Origin of the sequence: Nonomuraea sp. NPDC049758 (assembly GCF_040674635.1) — a bacterium.
Lineage (GTDB): Bacteria > Actinomycetota > Actinomycetes > Streptosporangiales > Streptosporangiaceae > Nonomuraea.
This window is the reverse complement of the sequence record NZ_JBFAMZ010000020.1, coordinates 160,909-173,306: the sequence shown is the minus strand read 5'-3', so window position 1 is coordinate 173,306 and position 12,398 is coordinate 160,909. Positions and strand designations below refer to the sequence as shown.

The window sequence follows — 12,398 nt, the reverse complement described above, 5'->3', positions numbered from 1 at the left end:
ACGGCAGCCGCGTGAGGAACATCCCTGGTATGGAAGCGATCCTTAAAGATCCGTCCGGCGCCGTGATCGGGCTCGACTTCGACGGAACCCTGTCGCCGATCGTGCCCGATCCCGCCTCCGCCAAGATCCACCCCGAGGCCCCCGCCGTGCTCGCCGACCTGGGCGCGCACGTCGGCGCCGTGGCCATCGTGACCGGCAGGCCGGCGGCCACCGTGCTCGAACTCGGGCCCGGCCTGGCCGACGTGCCCGGCCTCGTGGTGCTCGGCCACTACGGCTTCGAACGGTGGGAGCACGGACGCGTCTCGGCGCCGCCGCCGCCACCCGGCGTGCCGCGCGTCCGGGCCGAGCTGCCCCTGCTGCTCGACGCGCTCGGCCTGCACGGCGTGGTGATCGAGGACAAGGGCAGGGCGGTGGCCGTGCACACCAGGCGCGCCCCCGACCCCGAGGGCGCGCTCGCCGTGCTGCGCGAGCCGCTGGCCGAGCTGGCCGGGAAACACGGCCTGGTGATCGAGCCGGGACGCATGGTCCTGGAGCTGCGCCCGCCCGGCATGGACAAGGGCCACGCGCTCGGGCTGTTCCTGGCCGAGCGGGACGCCAGGTCCGTCATGTTCGTCGGCGACGACCTCGGCGACCTGGCCGCCTTCGACGCCGTACGCGCCTCGGGGCTGCCCGGCGTGACCGTGTGCAGCGGCTCGGCCGAGGTGACCGCGCTGGCCGAGCGGGCCGACATCGTGGTCGACGGGCCCGACGGCGTGGTGGCGCTGCTGCGGGAGCTGACGACGGCCTTCACCCGTCCCTAGAGTCCAGCCGTTCGTGAGCCGGCTCGCGGCCTTGCGCCGTCTGGGCCGGCTCGCGGCTTTCAGCCGTTCGTGATTGGGCTGCAAGTGGCGGGTCCTACGTTGGTGCGCATGTCACGACGATCTCTCGCCGCCGCCTCGGCCGCGGCTCTGGCCACCCTGGCGGCCGTGCTCGCCGTCCCCTGTGCCGCCTCCGCCGCCCCCGCCCAGCAGCTCAAGCTGCGCGGCGGCCTGACGCTCTACATCCCGATCGAGTGGGTGGTCCACCGCAAGGGCGGCGACGTCGTCCAGGTGGTCACCGGCCGGTGCGCCAAGCCGCAGGGCTGGGGCTCGCCCGAGTGCGACGCGTTCTACGTCCTCGGTCCCGCCGCGATCAAGCGGGGCGCCGAGGGGTTCGGGCCCTACACGGGCAAGGACCCGTACTATCCGGCCAGCGACGTTCAGCCCTGCCCGATCAACCGCAAGTGGGGCGAGGTCGTCGGCCCCAAGGTCACCAGGGGCTACCGGCAGATGGGGGCCGGGCACAAGGCCGCCTACAACGCCTGGCAGGCCACGTGCGTCAGCTACTCGGGCGGCGGCGTCAAGGCCCGCTTCACGCAGCGCGAGTGGTACCTGCCGAAGAGCCAGATTCTCGTCGTCGACCAGTGGAACACCCCCGGCCTGGCCGACACGCTCAAGTACGCCGACTGGAGATGAGCACCCCGGCGACCGCCAGGCCGATGACCACGGGCACCAGCAGGAACGCGTTCCCGGTGCCGTAGCCGTCGGCCAGCGCGCCGAGCAGCAGCGGGCCGATCGCCATGGCGGCGCCCGCCCACACAGGCGAGGCGGCCGCCGCCCGGTCCGCCCGGTCGCCGGAGGCGGCGATCAGCGTGCTCAGCGCGAGCGGGAACTGCAGCGACGCGCCCAGCCCGCTCAGCGCCAGCCCCGCGTACGACAGGATCGGCGCGGTGCTCGCCCAGAACAGCACCCAGCCGAGGGCCATCAGCCCCAGGGCGCCGGCCAGCAGCGGCGTGGCCGGCAGCCGCAGCGCGAGCTGCGCGCCGGCGAACCTGCCCGCCGCCATGCCGCAGACGAACGCCGTCAGCCCGGTCGCCGCGACGGCCGCCGGCACGCCCGTCCTGAGGGCGAACAGGTCGGCGGCCCACAGGTTGAACGTGAACTCCAGCGCCACGCAGCAGAACAGCACGCCCCCGGCCAGATGGAAGCGCCACCCGCCGCCCTCCCGCGCCGGGACGGCCGCCCCGGCGGCCGCGTCGCCCCGCCCTCCGCCGGCCCGCCGGGGCGCGGGCCAGGAACGGCCCAGCGACAGCGCGAGCAGGGCGCTGACGGCCGGGGTGACCAGCAGGGCGGCCCGCCAGCCGAGCGCGCTCTGCGCCACCTGGCTGAGCACGAACGTCGCCACCATCCCCACCAGCACGCCCACGGCGTTGGCCTCGCTGAGCGCGGCTGGCCCCGCGGGCCCGTGGTGGTCGCTGAGCTCGGCCATCGCCGCGTAGAGCATGACCGAGCCGAAACCGCCGGCCACGCCGTAGCCGAGCAGCGTCAGGGGCAGCGCCGAGCCGGCCATGACCAGCAGCACGCCGGCGTTCATCCCGGCCAGGCCGAACCAGCACGTCGAGCGTCGGCCGAGCAGCCTGGTGAGCGGGGGCAGCGCGAGCCCGGCGCCGATCGTCCCGACCGCCATCGCGGTGCCGTGCAGCCCGGCGACGGTGGCCGTGGTGCGCTGGTCGGCGCGCAGGAGCGGGAGGGCGGCGCTCAGGCCGTACACGAACGTGGCGAACGTGCCGAGCAGGAAGTAGATGAGCCAGGTCGGACGGTCCCGGACGAGTCTGATGGGCACTGAGACCGTCGACACCCGGCAGCCTCCGTCATTGGCAGTGAACCCGACTTCTCATGTTAAAGCAGGGCGTCGAGTTGGGATTCCAGCCACTTGTGCGGCGGCAGCGCGGTGGCCGCCTCGCGCAGCCGGTCGCGGCGCCGCCGGCGTTCGTCCTCGGGCATCACCAGCGCCTCGTGCAGCGCGTCCGCCGTGCCGCTCACGTCGTAGGGGTTGACCACCAGCGCGTACGGGCCCAGCTCGGCGGCCGCCCCCGCCTCGCGCGAGAGCACCAGGGCGCAGCGCGGCGACAGGACCGGCCCCTCCTTGGCGACCAGGTTCATGCCGTCGCGGATGGGGTTGACCAGCAGCACGTCCGCCAGCCGGTAGGCGGCCAGCGAGCGCGGGTAGTCGTCGTTGACGTTGAGGATGACCGGGTCCCAGTCCTCGGTGGCGTACTCGTCCTCGATCTCGCGCGCGCAGCGCTGCACCGACGCGGTGTACTCGCGGTATTCGGGCAGGTCGTGCCGGCTGGGGTAGGCGAAGGCCAGGTGGACCACCTTGCCGTGCCACTCCGGATGGGCGGCCAGGAACTCCCGGTAGGCCAGCAGCCCGCGCACGATGTTCTTGGACAGCTCGGTGCGGTCGATGCGGACGATCAGCCGGCGTCCGGCCACCTGCTCGGCCAGCGCGGCCATGTGCGACTCGACGTCGGGCTCGCAGGCCCGCGCCCACAGCGCCGCGCCGTCCACGCCCAGGCTGTGCACGCCGACGCGGGTCGTCCGGCCCTCGTGGGTGACCGTGCCGGCCGCGCGGTCCACCCGCCCGCCCAGCAGCGCCTCGCAGCAGTCCATGAACGCCGCCGCCCACCGGGCGGTGAGGAAGCCCGCGTGGTCGGCCCCCAGGATGCCGTCGAGCACCTCCCTGGTCACCGCGTCGGGCAGCAGGGAGAAGTACTCGGGAGGCGCCCACGGCGTGTGGCTGAAGTGGGCGATGCGCAGGTCGGGCCGCTCGGCGCGGAGCATCGCCGGGGTGAGCGTCAGGTGGTAGTCCTGGACCATCACGCGCGCGCCGTGCCCGGCCTCCTCGGCCAGCGCCAGCGCGAACGCGCCGTTGTAGTCGCGGTAGGACTCCCACTCGCGCCGGAACTTGGTGCCGAAACTGGGGGAGTTGGGGATGTCGTACAGCAGGTGGTTGACGAACCACAGGGTCGAGTTGGCCACGGCGTTGTAGGCGCGGTGGAAGGTGGCCGCGGGGATGTCGAGCATCCGCAGGGCGCCCGTGTCGTAGCCGCCGCGGTCGAGCCGGCCACCCGGGGCCAGGCGCACGGCGCTGCGGTCGCCGTCGGACAGCGCGGCGCACACCCACAGCACGCCGTGCTCCTTGGCCACCCCCGACAGGCCCGAGACGAGGCCGCCACCACCGCGTTTCATGGTCAGCTCACCGTCGTCGTCGACGGTGAAGGAGACCGGCCCGCGGTTGGACGCCACGAGAACGCTGTTCATTTGGGCTCCCTTCGCCCATAGGATCCCAGCTATGGCGCTAGATGAGCTAACCGAGGAACTCGCCCGCTCGGCCGCGGCCGGAGACCATCGCGCGCTCGGCGAGCTCCTGGCCAGGATCGAGCCTGACGTGATGCGCCACTGCGCCCGGATCCTGCCCTATCACCAGGACGCGGAAGAAGCCTCGCAGGACACTCTGCTGGCCGTGGCGCGCAACATCGGCCGGTTCGAGGGGCGGGCCAGGTTCAGCACCTGGCTGCACATCGTGACCGCCAACTGCGCGCGCACCACGTACCGCTCGCTGAAGCGCAGGGCCGCCGAGCAGACGTCGGAGGAGCTGCCGATGCAGAAGCCGGACGCGCGACGGGTCAGCGTGATCGCCGGTTCGCGGCTCGACCTGCTCGACGCGATGGAGGCGCTGGAGGCCGACAAGCCCGACCTGGCCCAGGCGCTGGTGCTGCGCGACATCGTCCAGCTCGACTACAACGAGGTGGCCGAGCAGCTCAACATCCCGCTCGGCACCGCCAAGTCCCGCATCCACCAGGCCCGCAAGTACGTGCAGGGAGTCCTCGGGGAGGACTATCGGTGAGACGCGTTCGCTCACATGGTGAGACGGGTGGTCGTTTCCGCCACTTGAGAAGGTAGAGTCCTTTTCGACAACTGAATATTGCTCATCCAGAGGGGTGGAGGGACCGGCCCTGCGAAGCCCCGGCAACCCTCCCGGCTTGTGCTCGCGACCTGGCGAGGCCGACCGGGACAAGGTGCCAATTCCGGTTCGCGGTCAAGGTGGCCGCGGGCGAAGATGAGGGAAGGCCTCGCTTCATGTCGCTCGACTTTGGTCCTGCCGTCGCTCTGTCTTGCCGCGAGTGCGGCACGCGCTACCCCCTGGGTCCCAGCTTCGCCTGCCTGGAGTGTTTCGGGCCGCTCGAAGCGGCCTACTCCTTCGGCCAGGTGACCCGCGCGGACATCGAGTCCGGCCCCGCCAACATCTGGCGCTACCGCTCCCTGCTCCCGGTCCCCGCCGACGTGGCGAGCAAGCCCAACATGAACCCGGGCTGGACGAAGCTGGTCAAGGCCGGCAACCTCGGCAAGGCGCTCGGCATCCGTTCCCTGCACGTGAAGGACGACTCGGGCAACCCCACCCACTCCTTCAAGGACCGGGTGGTCGCCATCGCCGTCGAGGCGGCCAGGAACTTCGGTTTCCACACGCTCTCCTGCTCCTCCACGGGCAACCTCGCCGGCGCGGTCACCGCCGCCGCCGCGCGGGCCGGCCTCGACGCGTGCGTGTTCATCCCCGCCGACCTCGAAGCGGCCAAGATCGCCATGGCCCGGGTGTTCGGCGGCCGGCTGATCGGCATCGACGGCACGTACGACGAGGTCAACCGGTTCTGTTCGGAGCTGATCGGCGACCCGCTGGGCGAGCGGTGGGGGTTCGTCAACGTCAACCTGCGGCCCTACTACGCCGAGGGGTCCAAGACGCTCGCGTACGAGATCGCCGAGCAGCTCGGCTGGCGGCTGCCCGAGCAGATCGTCATCCCCATCGCCTCCGGCTCCCAGCTCACGAAGATCGACAAGGGCTTCAAGGAGCTGATCGCGCTCGGGCTGGTCGAGGACACCCCCTACAAGGTGTTCGGGGCCCAGGCGGCCGGGTGCTCGCCGGTCTCGACGGCGTACAAGGCGGGGCACGACGTCGTCCAGCCGGTCAAGCCGGACACGATCGCCAAGTCGCTGGCCATCGGCAACCCCGCAGACGGGCCGTACGTGCTGGACATCGCCCGGCGCACGGGCGGAGGCGTCGAGGACGTCACCGACCCCGAGATCGTCGCCGCCATCAAGCTCCTGGCCTCCACCGAGGGCATCTTCGCCGAGACCGCGGGCGGCGTCACGGTGGGCGTGCTGAAGAAGCTCGTCGAGACGGGCAGGCTCGACCCCGAGGCCGAGACGGTGGTCCTGAACACCGGCGACGGCCTCAAGACGCTCGACGCGATCAGCGACGACGCGCGGCCCACCGCCGTGATCCGGCCCTCTCTCGACGCGTTCCGCGCGACTGTCTGACAATCCAGGAAAGGCAACAAAAACCATGAGCGTTTCTGTGCGGATTCCCACCATTCTGCGCACTTACACCGGGGGTAACGCCGAGGTGAGTGGCGAAGGGGCGACTCTTCGTGACGTTCTCGCCAAGCTTGACTCCGACTACCCGGGGATCGGCGCGAGAATTCTGGATGAATCGGGCAAGATTCGTCGTTTTGTCAACGTATACGTTGGTGATGAGGATGTCCGTTTCGCCGAGGGCCTGGACACTCCCGCCCCTGAAGGCACTCAGATCTCCATCATCCCCGCCGTCGCGGGCGGCTGACCGCCGGACCACCGACTCTTGAAGGCGCCCCTTGTGGGCGCCTTCTTGTTTTAGAACCAAATTCAACCTCGAACGACTCAGCCTTCGATGAAATTAGCGTTTTGTCGGTTGACTCTGTTGCCAAACCCCGTGCCACAGGTATGGTCGAGGGCGATCGTCTGGCTGATTTTCCCAAAAGTCATGCGATTACGGGTCTCGCGAAGGAATGGGCGAGATCTGCGAGCCCAGTAAGAGGAGTCGGAAGTGGCGCAGGGCACCGTCAAGTGGTTCAACGCGGACAAGGGCTACGGCTTCATCGCGGTAGACGGTGGTAAGGATGTATTCGTCCATTACTCAGCGATCATGATGGACGGGTACCGCTCTCTCGAACAGGGACAGCGTGTCGAGTTCGAGATCACGCAGGGCCAGAAGGGGCCGCAGGCGGAGTCCGTCCGCACGGTCTGATTCACCCTCGCTGGTATGCACCAAGGCGGGACGTGCGGCAGCGCAGTCCGTACGGGCTCGCCACTGTTTCCTCCGTCGGCTTCGCACGGCGGGCCGCGCCTCAGGGGCGGCTCGCCGTGCGAACCGGCGCACCCGATGACCTGCCCGATGAGCTGGGGTGGGGTGCCCGTGGCTTGCACTCGGCAGGGTAGAGTGCTAAACAGTTCGTTGGCACTCTGTGTGGCAGAGTGCCAACAACTCGGATCGAGACGATGGGGTCTGCCGAACGGAGATGCAGGCCTATGCCGTCGCGGGCGTCGGCTCGGTCCAGGACACGCCACCCTGCATCTGGGAGGTCTAGCCTTATGGCAGCCAAGATGATCGCGTTTGACGAGGACGCCCGGCGCGGTCTCGAGCGCGGTATGAACCAGCTCGCCGACGCCGTCAAGGTGACCTTGGGCCCCAAGGGGCGCAACGTCGTGCTGGAGAAGAAGTGGGGCGCTCCCACGATCACCAACGACGGCGTCTCCATCGCCAAGGAGATCGAGCTCGAGGACCCGTGGGAGAAGATCGGCGCCGAGCTGGTCAAGGAAGTCGCCAAGAAGACTGACGACGTCGCCGGCGACGGCACCACCACGGCCACCGTGCTCGCCCAGGCTCTGGTGCGCGAAGGTCTGCGCAACGTGGCCGCCGGCGCCAACCCGATGGCCCTGAAGAAGGGCATCGAGGCCGCCGTCGAGCGGGTCAGCGAGGAGCTCTCCAAGCTGGCCAAGGATGTGGAGACCAAGGAGCAGATCGCCTCCACCGCCTCCATCTCCGCCGCCGACCCCGAGATCGGCTCGCTCATCGCCGAGGCGATGGACAAGGTCGGCAAGGAAGGCGTCATCACCGTCGAGGAGAGCAACACCTTCGGCCTGGAGCTCGAGCTCACCGAGGGCATGCGCTTCGACAAGGGCATGACGTCGATGTACTTCGTGACCGACTCCGACCGCATGGAGGCCGTTCTCGAAGACCCGTACATCCTGATCGTCAACAGCAAGGTCTCGGCCAACAAGGACCTGCTGCCGCTGCTCGACAAGGTCGTGCAGTCCGGCAAGCCGCTGCTGATCATCGCCGAGGACGTCGACGGCGAGGCCCTGGCGACCCTGGTGGTCAACAAGATCCGCGGCCTGTTCCGCTCCGTGGCCGTCAAGGCCCCGGGCTTCGGCGACCGCCGCAAGGCCATGCTGGGCGACATCGCGATCCTGACCGGCGGTCAGGTCATCGCCGAGGAGGTCGGCCTCAAGCTCGAGACCGCCACCCTCGACCTGCTCGGCCGCGCCCGCAAGGTCGTGGTGACCAAGGACGAGACCACCATCGTCGACGGCGCCGGTGACGCCGAGGCGATCTCCGGCCGGGTCAACGAGATCCGCGCCGAGATCGAGCGCACCGACTCCGACTACGACCGCGAGAAGCTGCAGGAGCGCCTGGCCAAGCTGGCCGGTGGCGTGGCGGTCATCAAGGCCGGCGCGGCGACCGAGGTCGAGCTCAAGGAGCGCAAGCACCGCATCGAGGACGCCGTGCGCAACGCCAAGGCGGCCGTCGAGGAGGGCATCGTCCCCGGCGGTGGCGTGGCGCTGCTGCAGGCCGGCGCCAAGGCGTTCGACAAGCTCGAGCTCAACGGCGACGAGGCCACCGGCGCGGCGATCGTGAAGAAGGCTCTTGAGGAGCCCCTCAAGCAGATCGCGGTCAACGCCGGTCTTGAGGGCGGCGTCGTCGTGGAGAAGGTGCGCAACCTGACCCCGGGCGAGGGCCTCAACGCCGCTTCCGGCGAGTACGTCAACATGTTCGAGTCCGGGATCATCGACCCGGCCAAGGTGACGCGCTCCGCGCTGCAGAACGCCGCCTCCATCGCGGCGCTCTTCCTCACCACCGAGGCCGTCATCGCCGAGAAGCCCGAGAAGACCCCTGCTGCTCCGGCCGGCATGCCCGGCGGCGGCGACATGGACTTCTAGGCCTCGCCTGGTCGCTGACGCATCAGAAGGCGGTTCGGATCTCCAAGGATCCGGCCGCCTTTTGTTGTGTCCGGTCCCGTCACGTTTAGTAGTTATTGACTACGGAAAGTAACGAAACGAAGTGACGATTCACCGCACAAAGGAGTAGTTACATGAATTCCCGCACCGCGCGCGTTCTCGGGCTCGGAGCCGTCATGCTGGCCGCCGCGGCCGCCATGACGATGCCCGCCCAGGCAGACGACCACGGTTACCTGGACGAGGCCCTGGAGTACGTCGACGTGCCCTACTGCGCGGGCTACCTGGAACTGTACGACCGCGACTACTGCGCCTCGCCGTCCAGGTGGACGTCGCAGGACGAGCGCGGGGAGATGTCGGAGGAGGGCGAGGACAGGTCGTCGGAGGAAGGCGAGGACAGGTCGTCGGACGAGGTCGACGAGCGGTCGACGGACGAGGCCGACGAGCGGTCCGGCGAGCGCGGGGACGCCTCGGAGGAGGGCGTGGACATGTCGGGCGAGCGCGAGGACGTCTCGGAGGAGGGCGTGGACATGTCGGGCGAGCGCGAGGACGTCTCGGAGGAGGGCGTGGACATGTCGGGCGAGCGCGAGGACGTCTCGGACGCCTTCGAGGGCCAGTCGGGCGGCGAGAGCGAGGACCTGTCGTCCAACGCCCCCGGGGACTTCACGTTCGCGGACGAGCTGGTGCAGGGCGACTGAACCCCGTCTGGTGGCGCCGGGCGTACGGAACCCGACGCGGCACCACGGCGAAGGCGCCCCGAACGCGAACGGGGCGCCTTCGCCGCGGTGTTGTGCCGGTCTCAGACGCCGAAGTGCGCGACGATGTGGCCGCGGGCCAGCGTGTTGGCGGTGATGTTGAAGCCGACCACGGCCGGGCTCGCGTCGCCGCCGACGCCCAGCTCGTCGACCCCGAGCGCGTGCACCGTGAAGACGTAGCGGTGGGGGGCGCCGGGCGGGGGAGCGGCGCCGCCGTAGTCTTTGGTGCCGTAGTCGTTGCGGGCGTGCACCGCGCCGGCGGGCAGGCCCTTGAAGTCGGGGCCGGTGCCCGCGCCCCTGGGCAGCTCCGTGGTCTCGCCGGGCAGGTCGAACAGCACCCAGTGCCAGAAGCCGCTGCCGGTGGGGGCGTCGGGGTCGTGGCAGGTGACGGCGTAGCCGCGGGTGCCCTCGGGCGCGCCCGACCAGCGCAGCTGGGGCGAGACGTTCCCGCCGGTCATCCCCCAGTCGTCGAAGACGTGGAGGTCGTTCAGCCGCTCGCCGTCGCGGATGTCGTCGCTCTCCACCACGAGCGCGGGGACCGGGGGCAGGTGTTCATGCGGAAGCGGTGCGGGCACGGCATCCTCCTAGGTCGACAGCTTCTTCAGGCCATCCTAGAAGCGGCCGTGCCCGCCCTCCGTCAGGTTCCGAGCTGCGCCGGGAGCGGCCTGTCGTGCAGCACCGTGAGCGAGGTGACCGCGCGGGTCAGGACCACGTACAGGCGGGCCAGGCCGCGGGGCTCGGCCTCGACGATGTCGGCCGGCTCCACGACGATCACGTGGTCGTACTCCAGGCCCTTGGCGAGCGTGGCGGGCACGATCAGCAGGCGGTGCTCCTGCGTCGCGTCGGGGTCGAGCACCGCGTGCGGCAGGCCGGACAGCGACTCGGAGACCGCCGCCACCATCGCGTCAGGGACGATGAGCCCGATCGAGCCCTCCCTGGCCAGGACCTCCCGGGCGGCCTCGGCGACCGTGCCGCCCGGCCGGACCGTGAGCGAGCCGGCGCCCGGACGCAGCGACCGCGGGGCGGCCAGCGCGGGGGCGATCGAGGGCAGCAGGCGGGCCGCGTAGTCGAGCACCTCGCGCGGCACGCGGAAGCCGAGCGTCAGCTCGGTCACCTCGCCCTCGTCCTGGCCGAGGTGCTTCAGCACGGTCTCCCACGAGGTGGTGGACCACGGCGTGGTGCCCTGGGCCAGGTCGCCGAGCACGGTGGCCGAGCCGTTGCGGCAGCGCCGGCCGAGCGCCCGCAGCTGCATCTCGGACAGGTCCTGCGCCTCGTCCACGACGAGGTGGCCGAGGGACGGGGTGCGCTCCATGAGGTCGCGCAGCTCGTCGAGGAGCGCGGCGTCGGCGGCCGACCATTTGGCGGACTTCCAGCTCCGATAAGGCTTCCGCCAAAGCAGCATTTCCTGCTCGTCAGGCGACAAATCAGTTTTGGCGGCTTTTGTGAGGAATTCCGGATCGGACAACAGGCGGTGCAGAACCTGTTCCGGCGTCAGTTTCGGCCACACCGCGTCGACGAGCTGCTTGACCGGCCTCGACCTGGCCACCGCGTCCTGGACCCGGTCGTCGGGCGACTCGCCGCGCTGCTCCATCCGTACGAGCACCTGGTGGGCCAGGCGCTGGGCCAGCGCGGCCCGCCCCGGCGAGTAGCGGGTGGTGCCGCGCAGGGAGGCCACCATCTCGCGCACCTCGTAGTCGGCGACCCGGTAGCGGTAGGCGCCCTTCGTGAACACCAGGCCGTCCTCGGGCTTGACGATGTGCATCCACAGCGCCCGTTCGAGCACCGCGGCCATCCTGGCGTCGCCCTTGACCGCGGAGACCATCGGGTCCTCCTCGGCGGCGTGCTCGCCGAGCAGCCCGGCCACGGTGGTCTGGTCGACCTTGACCTCGCCCAGCGCGGGCAGGACGGAGGAGATGTAGGACAGGAACGCCCGGTTCGGGCCCACGATCATCACGCCCGACCTGGCCAGCCGCTCGCGGTGGGTGAACAGCAGGTACGCGGCCCGGTGGAGGCCCACGGCGGTCTTCCCGGTGCCGGGGGCGCCCTGGACGCACACGGTCTGGGCCAGCGTCGCGCGGACGATCTCGTCCTGGTCGGGCTGGATGGTGGCCACGATGTCGCGCATCGGGCCGGTGCGCGGGCGTTCGATCTCCTCGGTCAGGATCTTCGAGGGGCCGACCTCGCCGCCCTCGCCGAGCGGCTCGTCCTCGAACGCGGTCAGCGCGCCGCCGTGGTAGCCGAAGCGGCGGCGGCGGACGACGCCCATCGGGTCGGCCGGGCTGGCCTGGTAGAACGCGCGGGACACCGGCGCGCGCCAGTCGATGACCAGCGGCCTGCTGGTGCCGTCGTGCACGTGGCGGCGGCCGACGTAGAGGGTGCCCGGCAGGTCGTCGCCGCCCTCGCGGTCGAGGCGGCCGAAGAACAGCGGGGTGTCCGGATGGTCGGCCAGGGCGGCCACGCGCTGGTCCAGCAGCGACTGGAGGATCTGCTGCGAGACCCAGTCGCCGGCCGCGTCGGCCGACAACGACTGGGCGTGGGCCCGCATCGCCTTGAGCGCGGCCCTGGACTCGGCCAGGTGGGCCTGCTCGGCGGCGAGCACGTCGGAGGGTATGTCGGGAGCCAGTTGGTGTGTGGGCATGCGAAAGCGCCTCCCATGGTCGAAAACGGAGGTGGTCAAGGCAGCGAATCGACTAGTTTAACGGCGGCCGTGCGGTGCCTCCAAAGCATTTACCGGCGC

Annotated in this window: 12 protein-coding genes and 1 riboswitch; of the genes, 8 read left to right on the top strand and 4 right to left on the bottom strand. The window is 70.5% G+C overall.

The window, feature by feature from the left end; translation table 11 throughout:
• Positions 1-29 precede the first annotated feature (29 nt).
• Both otsB and AB0J46_RS40075 read left to right on the top strand, forming a co-directional pair.
• On the top strand, positions 30-800 hold the full coding sequence (otsB, locus tag AB0J46_RS40080) for a trehalose-phosphatase (protein ID WP_364339924.1): 771 nt from the start codon (positions 30-32) through the stop codon (positions 798-800).
• Between the two features lie 108 nt (positions 801-908).
• Complete coding sequence (locus tag AB0J46_RS40075; protein ID WP_364339922.1) at positions 909-1,493, top strand: hypothetical protein; 585 nt, start codon at positions 909-911, stop codon at positions 1,491-1,493.
• Here AB0J46_RS40075 and AB0J46_RS40070 read toward each other — a convergent pair.
• Both AB0J46_RS40070 and AB0J46_RS40065 read right to left on the bottom strand, forming a co-directional pair.
• A complete protein-coding gene (locus tag AB0J46_RS40070; RefSeq protein WP_364339920.1) occupies positions 1,471-2,655 on the bottom strand; it encodes a hypothetical protein in 1,185 nt (394 codons plus the stop codon). The two genes, AB0J46_RS40075 and AB0J46_RS40070, sit on opposite strands and share 23 nt — an antisense overlap.
• A gap of 41 nt (positions 2,656-2,696) precedes the next feature.
• Complete coding sequence (locus AB0J46_RS40065) at positions 2,697-4,121, bottom strand: trehalose-6-phosphate synthase (RefSeq protein WP_364339918.1); 1,425 nt, start codon at positions 4,119-4,121, stop codon at positions 2,697-2,699.
• Positions 4,122-4,152: 31 nt separating this feature from the next.
• Between AB0J46_RS40065 and AB0J46_RS40060 the strand changes: the two genes are divergently transcribed.
• The 6 genes from AB0J46_RS40060 to AB0J46_RS40035 all read left to right on the top strand — a co-directional run bounded on the left by AB0J46_RS40060 (position 4,153) and on the right by AB0J46_RS40035 (position 9,604).
• Positions 4,153-4,707, top strand: a complete 555-nt coding sequence (locus AB0J46_RS40060) for an RNA polymerase sigma factor (RefSeq protein ID WP_189654051.1) — start codon at positions 4,153-4,155, stop codon at positions 4,705-4,707.
• A 79-nt stretch (positions 4,708-4,786) separates the two neighbouring features.
• A riboswitch (SAM riboswitch) is annotated at positions 4,787-4,927 on the top strand.
• A gap of 13 nt (positions 4,928-4,940) precedes the next feature.
• Entirely contained in the window at positions 4,941-6,173 is a 1,233-nt protein-coding gene (thrC, locus tag AB0J46_RS40055) for a threonine synthase (protein WP_364339916.1), read from the top strand.
• A 25-nt stretch (positions 6,174-6,198) separates the two neighbouring features.
• Positions 6,199-6,474, top strand: a complete 276-nt coding sequence (locus AB0J46_RS40050) for a MoaD/ThiS family protein (RefSeq protein WP_352361720.1) — start codon at positions 6,199-6,201, stop codon at positions 6,472-6,474.
• Between the two features lie 243 nt (positions 6,475-6,717).
• Positions 6,718-6,918 (top strand): cold-shock protein, encoded by a 201-nt coding sequence (locus tag AB0J46_RS40045; RefSeq protein WP_106250594.1) that lies wholly within the window; start codon positions 6,718-6,720, stop codon positions 6,916-6,918.
• Between the two features lie 344 nt (positions 6,919-7,262).
• Positions 7,263-8,891, top strand: coding sequence for a chaperonin GroEL (gene groL, locus AB0J46_RS40040; RefSeq protein WP_357696638.1), 1,629 nt, complete (start codon positions 7,263-7,265; stop codon positions 8,889-8,891).
• Positions 8,892-9,043: 152 nt separating this feature from the next.
• Positions 9,044-9,604 (top strand): hypothetical protein, encoded by a 561-nt coding sequence (locus AB0J46_RS40035; protein WP_364339913.1) that lies wholly within the window; start codon positions 9,044-9,046, stop codon positions 9,602-9,604.
• Between the two features lie 101 nt (positions 9,605-9,705).
• Here the strand turns inward: AB0J46_RS40035 and AB0J46_RS40030 are convergent, their stop codons facing one another.
• Both AB0J46_RS40030 and AB0J46_RS40025 read right to left on the bottom strand, forming a co-directional pair.
• Positions 9,706-10,236, bottom strand: a complete 531-nt coding sequence (locus tag AB0J46_RS40030; protein WP_358298742.1) for a YbhB/YbcL family Raf kinase inhibitor-like protein — start codon at positions 10,234-10,236, stop codon at positions 9,706-9,708.
• A 62-nt stretch (positions 10,237-10,298) separates the two neighbouring features.
• On the bottom strand, positions 10,299-12,299 hold the full coding sequence (locus AB0J46_RS40025; RefSeq protein WP_364339911.1) for an AAA family ATPase: 2,001 nt from the start codon (positions 12,297-12,299) through the stop codon (positions 10,299-10,301).
• Between the last annotated feature and the right edge of the window lie 99 nt (positions 12,300-12,398).

Bases quoted from the DNA above. Each gene is read 5' to 3' on its own strand.
- otsB (WP_364339924.1), top strand. From the start codon at position 30: ATGGAAGCGATCCTTAAAGATCCGTCCGGCGCCGTGATCGGGCTCGAC.
- AB0J46_RS40075 (WP_364339922.1), top strand. From the start codon at position 909: ATGTCACGACGATCTCTCGCCGCCGCCTCGGCCGCGGCTCTGGCCACC.
- AB0J46_RS40065 (WP_364339918.1), bottom strand. From the start codon at position 4,121: ATGAACAGCGTTCTCGTGGCGTCCAACCGCGGGCCGGTCTCCTTCACC.
- AB0J46_RS40060 (WP_189654051.1), top strand. From the start codon at position 4,153: ATGGCGCTAGATGAGCTAACCGAGGAACTCGCCCGCTCGGCCGCGGCC.
- thrC (WP_364339916.1), top strand. From the start codon at position 4,941: ATGTCGCTCGACTTTGGTCCTGCCGTCGCTCTGTCTTGCCGCGAGTGC.
- AB0J46_RS40050 (WP_352361720.1), top strand. From the start codon at position 6,199: ATGAGCGTTTCTGTGCGGATTCCCACCATTCTGCGCACTTACACCGGG.
- groL (WP_357696638.1), top strand. From the start codon at position 7,263: ATGGCAGCCAAGATGATCGCGTTTGACGAGGACGCCCGGCGCGGTCTC.
- AB0J46_RS40035 (WP_364339913.1), top strand. From the start codon at position 9,044: ATGAATTCCCGCACCGCGCGCGTTCTCGGGCTCGGAGCCGTCATGCTG.
- AB0J46_RS40025 (WP_364339911.1), bottom strand. From the start codon at position 12,299: ATGCCCACACACCAACTGGCTCCCGACATACCCTCCGACGTGCTCGCC.